Genomic DNA, 15,778 nt, shown 5'->3' with positions numbered 1-15,778 from the left:
CTTCACCCGATTGTGAGGCGCACTATTGCCCGAATGCCCGTCGGCTGGCGACATTGTGGTGCGGATTCCGCCACGCAGGTCGGCGGACGACGGCGGCCGGTGACCGGTCGGCGGCGGGTACGACCGCCCGGTGCCCCTCCAGGGCTCCCGGCACCGCCGCGTACCCGTGCCTCCCTCGCGCCTGCGCACGCCCCGCACCCCCCAGCACCGCCCTGGCCCGGCCTCCCGGCCGGCCGCGGCCCTTCCCTCCGAACAGGTGGTACGTATGACGGCTACGGACACGGATACGGACACCCTGCGGGCGCCCTCGGCTGCGCGGGCTGTCCGCGCGACCCCCGGCGTCGCGGTGATCGCCTCCGTCGCGCTCGTCGAGCTGTCCAGCGGCATCACGCAGGGCTTCCTCTCCCCGCTGCTGAAGGGCCTCACGGAGACCCTCCGGGTCACCGCCGCGGAGCTGAACTGGATCAGCATCGCCAACCTGCTCGCGTCCGTGGCGTTCACCCCGGTCCTCTCCCGCATGGGCGACCTCTACGGTCACCGGCGCGTCCTGCGCTGGAACCTCGCGATCGTCCTGCTCGGCTCCGTCCTGGTGGGCTTCAGCCGCTCCTTCGGCGTGCTGCTCGCCGGGCAGATCCTCCAGGGCGCGTTCGCGGGCTTCTTCCCGCTGCTCGTCGGCATCCTCCGCAACCGCGGCGGCAAGGACGGTGGCGACGGGGAGTCCCGCCGCGGCATCAGCTACATGGTCGCCGCGCTCGTCGCCGGCATCGCGGTCGGTCTGGTCGCCAGCGGCTTCGTGGCCCGTACCGTCGACAGCCCCACCGCCGCCCTCTGGGTCCCCACGGCGGCGGTCGGCCTGGCTCTCGCCGTGACGTGGCCGCTGCTCCCGGAGTCCCCGGCGCGCCCGGGCGGCCGGATCGACTGGGCGGGTGGAATCCTCCTGTCCGTCGGCCTCGTCGCGATCATGCTGGGCCTGGGCATGGGCGGAATGCCCGACTGGGAGTGGACCTCGGCGCGTACCCTCGGCTGCCTCGTCGGCGGCGCGCTCGTCACCGCTTTGTGGGTCCTCGTGGAGCTGCGTACCGCCGAACCGATGATCGACGTCCGGATGTTCCGGCACCGGAACGTCGTCGCCGTCTCCCTCGTGACCGTGACCTTCACGATCCCGATGATCGGCCTCCAGGTCGCCAACCCGGTCTTCATGGGCACCGGCCCGGCCGAGCACGGCTACGGCCTGGGGCTCGACCCCTTCGCCATCGGTCTCGCCATGCTGCCGAACCTCCTCGCCATGGCGGCGGGAGCCCTGGCCGCGCCGGCCGTCGCCGCCGCGATCTCCGACCGGCTGACGCTCTGCGTCGGGTCCCTGCTCATGGCCGCCGGCTACTTCGCCTCGCTGACCTGGCACGACTCGATGCCGCTGTTCCTCGCGGCCACCGCCTTGGCAGGCCTGGGCATCGGCTTCCTCCAGCACTCCACCCGCACTCTCGCCGTCGAATCCGTCCCCCACGACCGGACCTCGGTCGGCTCGGGGATCAACGAACTCCTCATCAACGTCGGCGGCTCCGTCGGCGCCGCGATCGTCCTCACCGTCTTCGCCGCCCGCACCCCGGCCGGCGAGACCCTGCCCGAGATCGGCGCGTACACCACCTCCTGGACGATCTGCGCGGTCGTCTCCCTGGCCGGCGCCGCGATCGCCCTGCTATACCGCACGTCGAAGGACCGCGAGGCCCACTGATGACCACGACCGCACCCCTCGAACTCCTCCGCACCCGCACCCGCGACCTCGTGGCCCGGCGCCAGGACGACGTCCTCGCCCTCAGCCACCAGCTGCACGCCGACCCCGAACTCGCCTACGAGGAACACCGGGCCGCCCGCCGCATCACCGACCTGGTCGAATCGGCCGGTTTCGACGTCACCCGCGGGGTCTGCGACCTGCCGACGGCGTTCACCGCCACCGCCGGAAGCGGCGACCTCGTCATCGGGATCTGCGCCGAGTACGACGCCCTGCCGGGCATCGGCCACGCCTGCGGCCACAACGTGAACGGCGCCGCCTCCGTCACCGCGGCCCTCGCGCTCGCGCCGCTGGCCGACGAACTCGGCATCACCGTCAAACTCCTGGGCACCCCGGCCGAGGAGTCCGGCGGCGGCAAGGTCGACATGCTGCGCGCGGGCGCCTTCGACGACCTCGCCGCCGCCATGATGGTGCACGCCGCGCCCTCCGACTCCGTCGGCATGAGCTCGCTCGCCATCAGCAGCTGGAAGGTCGGCTACACGGGCCGCTCCGCGCACGCCGCGGCGATGCCCGAGCGCGGCGTCAACGCCGCCGACGCGATGATGATCGCGCAGGTCGCCATCGCCGCGTACCGCCAGCAGATGCGGCCAGGAGCGGTCGTCTCCGGCTTTGTCACCCAGGGCGGCGAAGCGGCCAACGTCATCCCGGCCCGCACCACCGCCGACTACGACTGCCGCGCCGGCACCAGCGAGGAGCTCCGCGAGCTCCAGGCCCGCGTCCGCGCCTGCTTCGAGGCCGGCGCGCTCGCCACCGGAGCCGAACTGGCTCTGGAGGCCGTCGGCAACGACTACGCCGACCTCCGCCAGGACCTCGCGATGAGCCGGAGCTACCTCGCCGCGGCCCGCGCACTCGGCCGCGACGCCAAGGCCGAGGACCCCTCGATCCGCGGCGGCTCCACCGACATGGGCAACGTCTCGCACCACGTCCCGACCATCCACCCCATGATCGGCTACGACTGCGGCGACACGATCATGCACAACCCCGATTTCACCCGCTACGGCACGACCCCGCAGGCCGACCGCGCGGTCCTCGACGGCGGCCTCGCGATGGCCTGGACGGCCCTCGACCTCGCCACGGACCCCACCCACCGCCAGACCCTCCTCACCCACCTCGCGACCCGATCCCCCTACCGGGACCCGACGACCACACCATCGGCCCGCTGACACCTGACACCCGGCACGCGAAGAAGGCCCCCTCACCCGCGCAGGGTGAGGGGGCCTCAGCAATTCGGAGAAGGACGCCCGAGAAGGACGCCCGAGAAGGACGACCCGAGAAGGGCTGTCCGAGAAGAGCTAGATGTCCCGGAAGATCTCGATCTGTGCGCCGACCGAGTTGAGGCGTTCCGCGAGTTCCTCGTAGCCGCGGTTGATGACGTACACGTTCCGGAGGACCGACGTGCCCTCGGCGGCCATCATCGCCAGGAGGACGACCACCGCGGGTCGCAGGGCCGGCGGGCACATCATCTCGGCGGCGCGCCAGCGGGTGGGGCCCTCGACCAGGACGCGGTGGGGGTCGAGGAGCTGGAGGCGGCCGCCGAGGCGGTTGAGGTCGGTGAGGTAGATGGCGCGGTTGTCGTAGACCCAGTCGTGGATGAGGGTCTTGCCCTGGGCCGTCGCCGCGATCGCCGCGAAGAACGGGACGTTGTCGATGTTGAGGCCCGGGAAGGGCATCGGGTGGATCTTGTCGATCGGCGCCTCCAGCTTGGAGGGGCGGACCGTCAGGTCGACCAGGCGCGTGCGGCCGTTGTCGGCGGCGTACTCGGCCGAGCGGTCGTGGTCGAGGCCCATCTCCTCCAGGACCGCGAGCTCGATCTCCATGAACTCGATGGGGACCCGGCGGATGGTCAGCTCGGACTCCGTCACGACCGCCGCGGCGAGCAGGCTCATCGCCTCGACCGGGTCCTCGGAGGGGGAGTAGTCGACGTCGACGTCGATCTGGGCGATGCCGTGCACCGTGAGGGTGGTGGTGCCGATGCCGTCGACCCGGACGCCCAGCGCCTCCAGGAAGAAGCAGAGGTCCTGGACCATGTAGTTGGAGGAGGCGTTGCGGATGACCGTCACGCCGTCGTGGCGGGCCGCGGCCAACAGCGCGTTCTCGGTGACCGTGTCGCCGCGCTCGGTCAGGACGATCGGGCGGTCGGGGGAGACCGAGCGCTCGACCTGGGCGTGGTAGATCCCCTCGGTGGCCGTGATGTCCAGGCCGAAGCGGCGCAGCGCGATCATGTGCGGCTCGATCGTGCGCGTACCGAGGTCGCAGCCGCCGGCGTACGGCAGCTTGAAGCGGTCCATACGGTGCAGCAGCGGGCCGAGGAACATGATGATCGAGCGGGTGCGGATCGCGGCCTCGGCGTCGATGGACTCCATGTCCAGTTCGGCGGGCGGCACGATCTCCAGGTCGACCCCGTCGTTGATCCAGCGGGTGCGCACGCCGATGGAGTTGAGGACCTCCAGGAGCCGGAAGACCTCCTCGATGCGGGCGACGCGGCGCAGGACCGTGCGGCCCTTGTTGAGGAGCGAGGCGCAGAGCAGCGCGACACAGGCGTTCTTGCTGGTCTTGACGTCGATGGCGCCGGAGAGCCGGCGGCGTCCGACGACGCGGAGGTGCATCGGTCCCGCGTAACCCAGGGACACGATCTCGCTGTCGAGAGCCTCGCCGATCCTGGCGATCATCTCAAGGCTGATGTTCTGGTTGCCGCGCTCGATCCGGTTGACGGCGCTCTGGCTTGTGGCCAGCGCCTCGGCGAGCTGCGTCTGTGTCCAGCCACGGTGCTGACGGGCGTCACGGATGAGCTTGCCGATGCGTACGAGGTAGTCGTCTGCCATGGCGTCACGTTATCTCAGATATGAGATGGAGATCGCCATTGGGGTAGGCCGTCAGGATGACAGGGTGTGCGCGGTCGGGTGACGCGGTTCGTAGAGGGGGAGTTCGGCGCCGCTCGGCAGCCGGACGGCCGCGAGCAGGCCCCAGCCCTGGTCGGTGATGGGGCGTGAGATCTCGGCGCCCCGGTCCTCCAGGGTCGTCAGGGTCTCCGTGATGTCCTCGCACATCAGGTAGACCTCGTGCCTCGGCTCGCCCTCGGTGGGGTGCACGGCGATCTCTGCGGGCGGCAGCCCGAAGATGAGCCAGCCCCGGCCGGCGTCCACGTGGTCGAAGCCGACGACGTCCTTGAGGAAGTCACGGTCGGCCTCCGCGTCCCGGGTGTAGAGAATCACGTGCGCGCCGCTGAACATGACTCGATCCTCGGCCCGCCGACCGCCCCCGGCCATCCCTGCGCCGCCATCCGGGTGCGGGCCGGGTGTGGGGTGGAAGCGGGCCGGATCCGGGCAGGGTGCCGCTTGTCCCGGCTCGCCGCGCGGCGCGGCGACCCCGCCCCCGGCCGCCGGGCGGGCGGAGGGGGCGCCGCCACGGAACTGGCGGGGCGGCCGGGCATGACCGAGCGGCGGGGATGCACTAGAGTTATCTCGACATCGAGATAACTGCTTACGGCGCACCGCAGCCGCCCACCTGGTAAGGGTTGCCTAACTAAGTCTTACCTTAGCGGATCGGCGTGGAGCCGTGGCGGCAGCATGGCGGTAGTACGCGCACATTGATGAAGGAGACTGTCGTGTCGGCGAACAGCTTCGACGCCCGCAGCACGCTGCGCGTGGGCGACGAGTCGTACGAGATCTTCAAGCTGGACAAGGTCGAGGGCTCCGCGCGCCTCCCTTACAGCCTGAAGGTGCTCCTGGAGAACCTGCTCCGCACCGAGGACGGCGCGAACATCACCGCCGACCACATCCGGGCGCTCGGCAACTGGGACTCGCAGGCCCAGCCGAGCCAGGAGATCCAGTTCACGCCGGCGCGCGTGATCATGCAGGACTTCACCGGTGTCCCCTGCGTCGTCGACCTCGCCACCATGCGTGAGGCCGTCGCCGCGCTCGGCGGCGACCCGGCGAAGATCAACCCGCTCTCCCCGGCCGAGATGGTCATCGACCACTCCGTCATCGCCGACAAGTTCGGCACCAACGACGCGTTCGCGCAGAACGTCGAGCTGGAGTACGGCCGCAACAAGGAGCGCTACCAGTTCCTGCGCTGGGGCCAGACCGCCTTCGACGACTTCAAGGTCGTCCCGCCGGGCACCGGCATCGTCCACCAGGTGAACATCGAGCACCTGGCGCGCACGGTCATGGTCCGCAACGGCCAGGCGTACCCCGACACCCTCGTCGGCACCGACTCGCACACCACCATGGTCAACGGCCTGGGCGTGCTGGGCTGGGGCGTCGGCGGCATCGAGGCCGAGGCCGCGATGCTCGGCCAGCCGGTCTCCATGCTCATCCCGCGCGTCGTCGGCTTCAAGCTGACCGGCGAGCTCCCGGCCGGCACCACCGCCACCGACCTGGTCCTCACGATCACCGAGATGCTGCGCAAGCACGGCGTCGTCGGCAAGTTCGTCGAGTTCTACGGTGAGGGCGTCGCCGCCACCTCCCTCGCTAACCGCGCCACCATCGGCAACATGTCGCCGGAGTTCGGCTCCACCGCCGCGGTCTTCCCGATCGACGGCGAGACCCTGAACTACCTCAAGCTCACCGGCCGCTCCGCGCAGCAGGTCGCGCTCGTCGAGGCGTACGCCAAGGAGCAGGGCCTCTGGCTGGACCCGGCCGCCGAGCCCGACTTCTCCGAGAAGCTGGAGCTCGACCTCTCCACGGTCGTCCCCTCCATCGCCGGCCCGAAGCGCCCGCAGGACCGCATCGTCCTGGCGAACGCCGCCGAGCAGTTCGCCCTGGACGTCCGCAACTACGTCGACAGCGTCGACGAGGCGGGCCAGGAGTCCTTCCCGGCCTCCGACGCCCCGGCCGTCAGCAGCACGGTCCCGTCGAACCCGGTCCAGGTGACCGCCCCCGACGGCTCCACCTACACGATCGACCACGGCGCCGTCACCGTCGCCGCGATCACCTCCTGCACCAACACGTCGAACCCGTACGTGATGGTCGCGGCCGCGCTCGTCGCGAAGAAGGCCACCGAGAAGGGCCTGACCCGCAAGCCGTGGGTCAAGACCACCCTCGCCCCGGGCTCGAAGGTCGTCACCGACTACTTCGACAAGGCGGGCCTCACCCCGTACCTCGACAAGGTCGGCTTCAACCTCGTCGGCTACGGCTGCACCACCTGCATCGGCAACTCCGGCCCGCTGCCGGAGGAGGTCTCCAAGGCCGTCAACGAGCACGACCTGGCCGTTACCTCGGTGCTCTCGGGCAACCGCAACTTCGAGGGTCGCATCAACCCCGACGTCAAGATGAACTACCTGGCCTCCCCGCCGCTGGTCGTCGCGTACGCCATCGCGGGCTCCATGAAGGTGGACATCACCAAGGACGCCCTCGGCGTCGACCAGGACGGCAAGCCCGTCTACCTGGCCGACATCTGGCCGACGGAGGCCGAGGTCAACGACGTCGTCGCCAACGCCATCGGCGAGGACATGTTCAACAAGTCCTACCAGGACGTTTTCGCGGGCGACGCCCAGTGGCAGGCCCTGTCGATCCCGACCGGCAACACCTTCGAGTGGGACAACGAGTCCACCTACGTGCGGAAGCCCCCGTACTTCGAGGGCATGACGATGGAGACCACCCCGGTCACCGACATCGTCGGCGCCCGCGTCCTGGCGAAGCTGGGCGACTCGGTCACCACCGACCACATCTCCCCGGCCGGCGCCATCAAGGCCGACACCCCGGCCGGCAAGTACCTCACCGAGCACGGTGTGGAGCGTCGTGACTTCAACTCCTACGGCTCGCGCCGTGGCAACCACGAGGTCATGATCCGCGGTACCTTCGCCAACATCCGCCTGCGCAACCAGATCGCGCCGGGCACCGAGGGCGGCTTCACCCGCGACTTCACGCAGGCGGACGCGCCGGTGTCGTTCATCTACGACGCCTCGCAGAACTACCAGGCCGCCGGCGTCCCGCTGGTCATCCTGGGCGGCAAGGAGTACGGCTCCGGCTCGTCCCGCGACTGGGCCGCCAAGGGCACCGCGCTCCTCGGCGTCAAGGCCGTCATCACCGAGTCGTACGAGCGCATCCACCGCTCGAACCTCATCGGCATGGGCGTCCTGCCGCTCCAGTTCCCGGCCGGCCAGTCGGCCGACTCGCTCGGCCTGACCGGCGAGGAGACCTTCTCCATCGCGGGCGTCACCGAGCTGAACGAGGGCACCACGCCGAGCACGGTCAAGGTCACGACCGACACCGGTGTCGAGTTCGACGCGGTCGTCCGCATCGACACCCCCGGCGAGGCGGACTACTACCGCAACGGCGGCATCATGCAGTACGTGCTCCGTAACCTGATCCGCGGCTGACACCAGCACCGGCTCCGGTAACGGAAAGGGCCCCGCTCCTCGGAAGAGGAGCGGGGCCCTTTCGCTCGTTCACCCGGAGGCGGACGAAGGATCAGAACATGAGGCGGAAGCCGTTCCAGCCGGCCGTGCCGATCTTCACCTTGGTGTGGAACGGGGAGGACGCGTTGCCCGTGCCCTTGTACAGCCACAGCGCACCGGCGCTGTCGCGGGCGGTGAGGTCCGCGATGCCGTCGTAGTTGATGTCACCGACGGAGAGCAGGTTGTTGAAGCCGCCCCAGCCGCCGCCGATGCGGCTGCGGGTGGTGAAGGGCGCCTTGTAGTTGCCGGTGCCCTTGTACAGCCACAGCACGCCCGAACCGTCACGCGCGACGATGTCGGCCTTGCCGTCGTTGGTCAGGTCGCCCTTGCCGGTGATCTGGTTGTAGGCGTTCCAGCCGGTGCCGACCTTGTAGCGCGGGGTCAGCTTGCCGGTGCCGTAGCCCAGGTAGTGCCAGAGCACGCCCGAGGTGTCCCGCGCGAACAGGTCGTCGGCGGTGCCGCCGCCGGTGTTGCTCGCCGAGAACACCTTGGTGTAGCTGCCCCAGCCGCCACCGATGTCGGTGGGGGCGGAGTCGAAGCGCATGTGGGCGAGACGGCCGTTCTCGACGAACCACAGGGCGTCCGAGCGACCGTCGGAGTTGTGGTCCGTCTGCGTGATGAACTTGCTGTACTGCCAGCCGCTGCCGCTGCTCACGGAGGCCTTCAGGCCACCGGTGCCGTTGAGGTCGTAGCGGTAGAGCGCGCCGCTGCTGACGGCGCCGTAGAGGGAGTTCCTCGGCGTCACCGTGGCCGCGGCGGCGAACGCGCCGGCACGCTGCGACGACTCCGCGACGTTGGTCACGGAACGGTCGGACTGCGGCGCGTCCGCAGCGACCGCGGCGGTCGTCGTACCCACGAGGGCCGCCGTTATCGCCGCGACCGTGACACGGGACAGGACGCCCGTGCGGTTCAGGCCAGAAGAGTTGGCCACGTAATACTCCAAATGCGTAGGGAATCAGACAGTCTCGCCGTGCCTCCGCCACGAGGACGGGCGTCGGCGAGACCTCTATGATCCCGGATCCTCCTTATGGAATCTTCACCTGGTGGGGGGTCTGTGACAGAACTGTTTCGGTCACGGCCGTATGCCCCCTTTGCCCTGACATCACCCTGGTCGACACGGTTCGGTCCCACCAAAGGCACAGACCGGCCTCCAATATGTGGAGGTCTGATGTGCTGTCAAGGGTGTTACAGGGCCAACGGTTGGACGAAACGCCGCAGATTCGGCGCGCTTATCGCGCAGGTCTCAACTCGGGAAAGATGGTTGCTGAAACCTGCTTTCGATCTTGCTCAGGTGAAGGGAAGTGGACTATACCTGTCGGCGTCCAGCCAGTCGGAGCACTCCTCGGAACGCTCCGGCGACGGCCCGACGCGTGCACGACCCGGCTGCAATTGACCGCGGTGGCGGGGCCCTTCGCCTGTGGCGAGTGAGTTACGGGCGACCGGTACACCGCCTGAGTCCTGAATGAAGGCGAGGACTTGAGCATGGGATCCACCTCCGCACACACCGATGAGGGCCTCGGCCGTCGCGACCTGATCAAGCGTTCCGCTGCGATCGGCCTGATCTCGGTGCCCACGATGGGCTTCCTCTCCGCCTGCGCGAGCAGCGGCGGCGAAGGGAACGGAAAGGTCGAGAAGGGCACGAAGTCCGAAAAGAACCCCCTCGCGGTGAACGAGTCGGCACCGCTCGACTTCGTCCTCTTCGACGGTGGATTCGGCCAGCAGTACGCCAAGGACGCGGTCAAGATCTACGAGACCAATTATCCCAAGGCGAAGGTCAAGTTCACCCCCACCCAGAAGATCACCACCACGCTGCAGCCGCGCTTCAACGGCGGCAACCCGCCGGACCTCATCGACAACTCGGGCGCCGAGCAGATGGACATGGGTGTCCTCGTCGGCCAGAAGCAGCTCGCGGACCTCACCCCGCTCCTCGACGCGCCGTCCATCGACGACCCGAGCAAGAAGGTCCGGGACACCCTGCGTCCCGGCATCATCGAGATGGGCCAGTTCGACGGCGAGCCCTGCTGGATCCTGAACTACGCCTACACGGTCTACGGCGTCTGGTACTCGCAGAAGCTCCTCGACTCGCTCGACGCGAAGTACCCCGAGACCTGGGACGAGATGATCGCCGTCTGCGAGAAGGCGAAGAAGAAGGGCATCGCCGCCTGGACGTACGCGGGCAAGCACCCGTACTACGTCCCCTTCTCGCTCTACCCGATGATCGCCAAGGTCGGCGGCCGCGAGGTCCTGGACGCCATCGACAACCTGGAGCCGAAGGCCTGGGAGCACCCCGCGGTCAAGGCCTGTTTCGAGGCGTACTACGAGCTCGTCAAGAAGGGCTACATCCTCAAGGGCACCCCCGGCCTCGACCACATCCAGTCGCAGACCGCCTGGACCGAGGGCAAGGCGCTGTTCATCCCGAACGGCTCCTGGGTCGAGAACGAGGCCGCGAAGACCATGCCGGCCGACTTCGGCCTCGCCGTCTCCGGTCCGACCGGCCTGGACGCCTCGGACAAGATGCCGTCCGGCACCATCTGGGCCGCGGGCGGCGAGCCCTTCATCGTCCCGGCGAAGGCAGCCAACCCCGCGGGCGGCATGGAGCAGCTGCGCATCATGCTCAGCGAGGCCTCCTCCAAGAACTTCACCCAGTCGGTGAAGTCCCTGACCGCCCTGAACGGCGGCACCGACGGCATCGAGCTCTCCCCGGGCCTGAAGTCCGGCGTCGCGGCCCTGGAGAAGGCCGGCCAGAACGTCGTCAACCCTCGCCTCCAGGACTGGTACGTCGCCCTCCAGAAGGAGAAGATCGGTGTCGCCGGCATCGGCGAGCTGATGGCGGGCCGCGCGACCCCGGCCGAGACGATCAAGAAGATCCAGAAGTACGCCGACGAGGCGGCCCAGGACTCGTCGATCAAGCACTACAAGCACCAGTGAGCAGCGCCGGGGCCCCTTCCCGCCGACCGGGAGCGGGCCCCGGGCCCTTCGCGCGTCACAGCAGGGGCGCGCCTCCGCGGGAAGATCGGGGTCGGTAGGAATGCAACACGGAAAGTACCGTTTCATCGTGGGGTTCCTGGCGGCCCCCCTCGCGCTCTACGCGCTCTTCGTCATCTGGCCGTTCATCCAGTCCATCTACTACTCGTTCACGGACTGGACCGGACTGAGTCCCGAATTCGGGATGGTCGGATTCGACAACTACAGCAGAATGCTGGACGACGAGGTCTTCTGGAAGTCGGTCCAGCACAGCCTCACGTTCGCGGTGGTGCTGCCGCTGGTGACCGTCGGACTCGCCCTGTTCTTCGCGTTCATGCTCAATGTCGGCGGTCGGCGCCGTAAAGGCGCGGCCATCGCGGGTGTGCGCGGATCGTCCTTCTACAAGATCGTCTATTTCTTCCCGCAGGTGCTCTCGATCGCGATCGTGGCGCTCCTCTTCCAGTTCGCGTACAACCCGAACAGCGGAGCGATCAATTCCGTACTGAAGGGGGTCGGTCTCGGCAGTTTCCAGCCCGACTGGCTCGGAGACCCGGATCTCGCCCTCATCTGCGTGATGGTCGTACTCGTCTGGTCCACCGTCGGATTCTTCGTCGTCCTCTTCTCGGCCGGCATGGCGTCCATTCCGAGGGACTTCTACGAGGCGGCACTGCTCGACGGCGCGAACCGCTTCACCACGTTCTTCAAGATCACCCTGCCGCTGCTCTGGGACACCGTGCAGTCGGGCTGGATCTACATGGGCATCCTCGCGCTCGGCGCGGAGTCCTTCGCCGTCGTCCAGATCATGACCGTCGGCCCCAACGGCGGCGGGCCCGACTACTCGACGATCGTCCTTCCGCTGTACGTGTACCAGAAGGCGTTCCGGGACGGTCAGGCCGCCTACGCCACGACCATCGGCGTCGCCCTCCTCCTCGTCACGCTGGCCTTCGCGGCCCTCGTGATGAAGGTGGGCCGGCGCGAGCGGCTGGAGTTCTGATGAAGACGACCGACACTGCGACCACCGGCGTCGAGACCCCCGGCTCCCCGGGCGGCTCCGGGCCCGTGATCACCAAGGCGGTGGCCCCCGCGCCCGGCAGGCCGGCCAAGAAGGAGGGCGCGACCCTCAACGTCTTCTCGCACGGCGTCCTGATCATCTGGGCGATCATGGTGGTCATGCCGCTGCTCTGGGCGGTCATGACCTCCTTCAAGACCGACAAGGCGATCTTCACCTCGCCGTGGTCGCTGCCGGACACGCTGCACTTCGAGAACTGGTCGCGCGCCTGGACCGAGGCGCACATGAGCGACTACTTCCTGAACACGATCCTGGTGGTCGGCGGCTCGCTCGTCGGCACCCTGCTGTTCGGTTCGATGGCGGCCTACGTCCTGGCCCGCTTCGACTTCCCGGGCAACCGGTTCATCTACTTCCTCTTCATCGGAGGGATGAGCTTCCCGATCATCCTGGCGCTCGTGCCGCTGTTCTACGTGATGCAGAACATGGCCCTGCTGAACACGCTGCACGGCCTGATCCTCGTGTACATCGCGTACTCCCTGCCGTTCACCGTCTTCTTCCTCACCGCCTTCTTCCGCACCCTGCCGACCTCGGTGGCGGAGGCGGCCTTCGTCGACGGCGCCTCGCACACCCGGACCTTCTTCCAGGTGATGCTGCCGATGGCGAAGCCGGGCCTGATCAGCGTCGGCATCTTCAACTTCCTCGGCCAGTGGAACCAGTACCTGCTGCCGACCGTGCTCAACACCGAGCCGGAGAAGAAGGTGCTCTCCCAGGGCCTCGTCCAGCTCGCCGTCAGCCAGGGCTACAAGGGCGACTGGTCCGGCCTCTTCGCCGGCCTCGTGATGGCGATGCTGCCGGTCCTGGCCGCGTACATCATCTTCCAGCGGCAGGTGGTGGCCGGTCTGACCGCCGGCGCCGTGAAGTAGCCGCCCTCCCGTCCCCGAAGGGTTCCGAACCCCCCGTTCCACCACTCAGAAGGGCCCCCGGCGCCGCCGCGCCGGGGGCCCTTCGTGTGCCGTGACACCCGTCGCCCACCGCTCAAGGTCTTGACGGGGAGCAAGCCGAAAGCGTCCCCTTAGAGTTCACATGTTGGAGAAAACGGTGGGAGTGAGTGAGTCGATGGAGACTCCGGGGTCGCAGACGTCGCTGCACAGGGCCAATCTCGAACGGGTCGTCCGGGCGGTACGCATGGCCGGTTCGCTCACCCAGGCGGAGATCGCCCGGACGACGGGCCTGTCCGCCGCCACGGTCTCCAACATCGTGCGGGAGCTGAAGGACGGCGGGACGGTCGAGGTCACCCCGACCTCCTCGGGGGGCCGCAGGGCCCGCAGCGTCTCGCTCTCCGGAGACGCGGGCATCGTCATCGGCGTCGACTTCGGCCACACCCACCTGCGGGTCGCCGTCGGCAACCTCGCCCACCAGGTGCTCGCCGAGGAGGCCGAGCCGCTCGACGTGGACGCCTCCGCCGCCGAGGGCTTCGACCGGGCGGAACAGCTGGTCACCCGCCTGATCGCGGCCACCGGGATCGGCCGCGACAAGGTCATCGGCGTCGGTCTCGGCGTACCCGGCCCCATCGACGTCTCCTCCGGCCTGCTCGGCTCGACCTCGATCCTCCCGGGCTGGAGCGGCATCAACCCCGCCGAGGAGCTCTCCCGCCGCCTCGGCGTCCCCGTGCACGTCGACAACGACGCCAACCTCGGAGCGCTCGGCGAGCTGGTCTGGGGGAGCGGGCGGGGCGTCAAGGACCTCGCGTACATCAAGGTGGCCAGCGGTGTCGGCGCCGGCCTCGTCATCGACGGACGGGTCTACCGGGGTCCCGGCGGCACCGCGGGCGAGATCGGGCACATCACCCTCGACGAGTCGGGCCCGGTCTGCCGCTGCGGCAACCGCGGCTGCCTGGAGACCTTCACCGCCGCCCGCTACGTCCTGCCGCTGCTCCAGCCCAGCCACGGCCCGGACCTGACCATGGAGCGGGTCGTCCAGCTGGCCAGGGCGGGCGACCCCGGCTGCCGCCGGGTCGTCGCCGACGTCGGACGGCACATCGGCAGCGGCATCGCCAACCTCTGCAACCTCCTCAACCCCAGCCGGGTCGTGCTCGGCGGCGACCTCGCCGAGGCCGGCGAGCTGGTCCTCGCGCCCATCAGGGACTCCGTCTCGCGGTACGCGATCCCCAGCGCCGCCCGCCAGCTCTCGCTGGCCCAGGGGGCGCTCGGCGGCCGCGCCGAGGTGCTCGGCGCCCTCGCTCTCGTCCTGAGCGAAATGGGCGATTCGACCCTGTTGGAGAGTCCCCTGCCGACAGCGGCCCCGGCCTCCACTCCTGCCTTCACTTAGATAACGAAAGCCACCGTTGTCATCTCGTTAAGAATTTACTTCTTGACGACGGTGTTGCGGCCGAGTTGACTTCGGGCATCCTCGGCCGCAACGTCGCGGCCTCGTCAGGGAGGCAACCCCAAATGAACGCAGTGACGCGTCGCGCCGTCATAGCCACGGCCGCGGTCTCGATGGCCCTCTCCCTCGCCGCCTGTGGTCAGGCCGGCGGCGGAGACGGTGAAGACAAGGGCAGCTCGACCAAGATCGGTCTGCTCCTTCCCGAGAACAAGACCGCGCGGTACGAGGCCCTGGACAAGCCGCAGTTCGAGAAGGCCGTCAAGGCGGCCTGCTCCGACTGCGAGGTCGTCTACAACAACGCCGTCTCCGACGTCGTCAAGCAGAAGCAGCAGTTCGACCAGCTGATCGCCGACGGCGTGAAGGTCATCGCGCTCGGCTCGGTCGACGCCGCGAAGGCCGCCGGCTGGGTCAAGGACGCGAAGGCGAAGGGCGTCAAGGTCGTCGCGTACGACCGCGCCGTCCCGGGTGCCGACGCCTACGTCAGCCACGACAACAACAAGGTCGGCGAGCTCCAGGGCCAGGCGCTCCTCGCCGCCCTCGGCTCCAAGGCGGCCACCGCCAACGTCGTGATGATCAACGGCGACGAGAAGGACCCGAACGCCGCCCTGTTCAAGAAGGGCGCCCACACCGCGCTCGACGGCAAGGTCGGCAAGATCGCCTACGAGGCCTCCGGCGAGTGGGACCCGAAGGTCGCCGGCGAGAAGATGTCCGCCGCGATCTCCTCGGTCGGCAAGGACAAGATCGGCGCCGTCTACTCGGCCAACGACGGCATGGCCGGTGGCATCGTCACCTCCCTGGAGAACGCCGGCGTGAAGAACGTCCCGGTCGGCGGCCAGGACGCCGAGGTCGCGGGCGTCCAGCGCATCGTCGCCGGCTCGCAGACCTTCACGATCTACAAGTCCCCGCTCCAGCTGGCCCCCGAGGCCGCCAAGTTCGCGGTGAACCTGCTCCAGGGCAAGGAGCTCGGCGCGCAGGGCGCGACCGACGGCGTGCCCTCCACGCTCTTCCCGCCGGTCGTGGTCGACAAGACCAACATCCAGACCACGGTGATCGCGGACGGCATCTACAAGGCCGCGGACATCTGCACCGCGGACCTCGCCGCCAAGTGCACCGAGCTGGGCATCAAGTAACCCCCCCCGGGCCCTCGCGGGCCCGGCCGGGCCCGCGAGGGCCCGGCACCCCGGCGACGGACCCCGTGACCCCCGTGGTTCCGTGACCCCCGTGGTCCCGTGAT

At 69.0% G+C, this 15,778-nt stretch carries 11 protein-coding genes; 8 read left to right on the top strand and 3 right to left on the bottom strand.

The features are described from left to right. Positions 1-265: 265 nt before the first annotated feature. Positions 266-1,732, top strand: coding sequence for an MFS transporter (locus tag ACF08F_RS27940; RefSeq protein ID WP_392301270.1), 1,467 nt, complete (start codon positions 266-268; stop codon positions 1,730-1,732). Further along, the gene (locus tag ACF08F_RS27935; RefSeq protein WP_392301269.1) at positions 1,732-2,952 is read left to right on the top strand and encodes a M20 family metallopeptidase; all 1,221 of its coding nucleotides are present in this window, start codon (positions 1,732-1,734) and stop codon (positions 2,950-2,952) included. Before ACF08F_RS27940 ends, ACF08F_RS27935 begins: the two co-directional genes overlap by 1 nt. A gap of 129 nt (positions 2,953-3,081) precedes the next feature. Here ACF08F_RS27935 and ACF08F_RS27930 read toward each other — a convergent pair whose 3' ends face one another. Further along, the gene (locus tag ACF08F_RS27930) at positions 3,082-4,611 is read right to left on the bottom strand and encodes a helix-turn-helix domain-containing protein (RefSeq protein WP_392301268.1); all 1,530 of its coding nucleotides are present in this window, start codon (positions 4,609-4,611) and stop codon (positions 3,082-3,084) included. A 51-nt stretch (positions 4,612-4,662) separates the two neighbouring features. Further along, positions 4,663-5,019 carry a VOC family protein gene (locus tag ACF08F_RS27925; RefSeq protein WP_392301267.1) on the bottom strand — a complete coding sequence of 119 codons (357 nt, stop codon included), beginning with the start codon at positions 5,017-5,019 and terminating at the stop codon, positions 4,663-4,665. A 374-nt stretch (positions 5,020-5,393) separates the two neighbouring features. On the opposite strand from ACF08F_RS27925, the gene acnA reads away from it, so the two are divergent. Next, entirely contained in the window at positions 5,394-8,108 is a 2,715-nt protein-coding gene (gene acnA, locus ACF08F_RS27920) for an aconitate hydratase AcnA (RefSeq protein WP_392301266.1), read from the top strand. A 91-nt stretch (positions 8,109-8,199) separates the two neighbouring features. On the opposite strand, the gene ACF08F_RS27915 is transcribed toward acnA, so the two are convergent. Further along, positions 8,200-9,117 carry an FG-GAP repeat domain-containing protein gene (locus ACF08F_RS27915; RefSeq protein WP_392301265.1) on the bottom strand — a complete coding sequence of 306 codons (918 nt, stop codon included), beginning with the start codon at positions 9,115-9,117 and terminating at the stop codon, positions 8,200-8,202. A 551-nt stretch (positions 9,118-9,668) separates the two neighbouring features. Between ACF08F_RS27915 and ngcE the strand changes: the two genes are divergently transcribed. From ngcE to ACF08F_RS27890, 5 genes are all read left to right on the top strand, one after another. Then, positions 9,669-11,114, top strand: coding sequence for an N-acetylglucosamine/diacetylchitobiose ABC transporter substrate-binding protein (ngcE, locus tag ACF08F_RS27910; protein ID WP_392301264.1), 1,446 nt, complete (start codon positions 9,669-9,671; stop codon positions 11,112-11,114). Positions 11,115-11,214: 100 nt separating this feature from the next. Further along, positions 11,215-12,144: a carbohydrate ABC transporter permease gene (locus ACF08F_RS27905; RefSeq protein WP_392301263.1), complete on the top strand. Its 930-nt coding sequence runs from the start codon at positions 11,215-11,217 to the stop codon at positions 12,142-12,144. Next, positions 12,144-13,082: a carbohydrate ABC transporter permease gene (locus ACF08F_RS27900; protein ID WP_392301262.1), complete on the top strand. Its 939-nt coding sequence runs from the start codon at positions 12,144-12,146 to the stop codon at positions 13,080-13,082. Before ACF08F_RS27905 ends, ACF08F_RS27900 begins: the two co-directional genes overlap by 1 nt. 193 nt (positions 13,083-13,275) lie before the next feature. Continuing rightward, entirely contained in the window at positions 13,276-14,487 is a 1,212-nt protein-coding gene (locus ACF08F_RS27895; protein ID WP_392301261.1) for an ROK family protein, read from the top strand. A gap of 122 nt (positions 14,488-14,609) precedes the next feature. Continuing rightward, positions 14,610-15,674, top strand: a complete 1,065-nt coding sequence (locus ACF08F_RS27890) for a sugar ABC transporter substrate-binding protein (protein WP_392301260.1) — start codon at positions 14,610-14,612, stop codon at positions 15,672-15,674. Positions 15,675-15,778: the final 104 nt, after the last annotated feature.

Source organism: Streptomyces sp. NPDC015130 (genome assembly GCF_043080005.1).
In the GTDB taxonomy this organism is placed as follows: Bacteria; Actinomycetota; Actinomycetes; order Streptomycetales; family Streptomycetaceae; genus Streptomyces.
The sequence above is the reverse complement of the archived record's forward strand: the minus strand, read 5'-3'. Positions and strand labels throughout refer to the sequence as shown.

What these genes read in the sequence shown, in the direction of transcription:
- ACF08F_RS27895 (WP_392301261.1), top strand. Translation starts at nt 13,276, where the DNA reads ATGGAGACTCCGGGGTCGCAGACGTCGCTGCACAGGGCCAATCTCGAA.
- ACF08F_RS27905 (WP_392301263.1), top strand. Translation starts at nt 11,215, where the DNA reads ATGCAACACGGAAAGTACCGTTTCATCGTGGGGTTCCTGGCGGCCCCC.
- ACF08F_RS27925 (WP_392301267.1), bottom strand. Translation starts at nt 5,019, where the DNA reads ATGTTCAGCGGCGCGCACGTGATTCTCTACACCCGGGACGCGGAGGCC.
- ACF08F_RS27935 (WP_392301269.1), top strand. Translation starts at nt 1,732, where the DNA reads ATGACCACGACCGCACCCCTCGAACTCCTCCGCACCCGCACCCGCGAC.
- ACF08F_RS27930 (WP_392301268.1), bottom strand. Translation starts at nt 4,611, where the DNA reads ATGGCAGACGACTACCTCGTACGCATCGGCAAGCTCATCCGTGACGCC.
- ngcE (WP_392301264.1), top strand. Translation starts at nt 9,669, where the DNA reads ATGGGATCCACCTCCGCACACACCGATGAGGGCCTCGGCCGTCGCGAC.
- ACF08F_RS27890 (WP_392301260.1), top strand. Translation starts at nt 14,610, where the DNA reads ATGAACGCAGTGACGCGTCGCGCCGTCATAGCCACGGCCGCGGTCTCG.
- ACF08F_RS27900 (WP_392301262.1), top strand. Translation starts at nt 12,144, where the DNA reads ATGAAGACGACCGACACTGCGACCACCGGCGTCGAGACCCCCGGCTCC.
- ACF08F_RS27940 (WP_392301270.1), top strand. Translation starts at nt 266, where the DNA reads ATGACGGCTACGGACACGGATACGGACACCCTGCGGGCGCCCTCGGCT.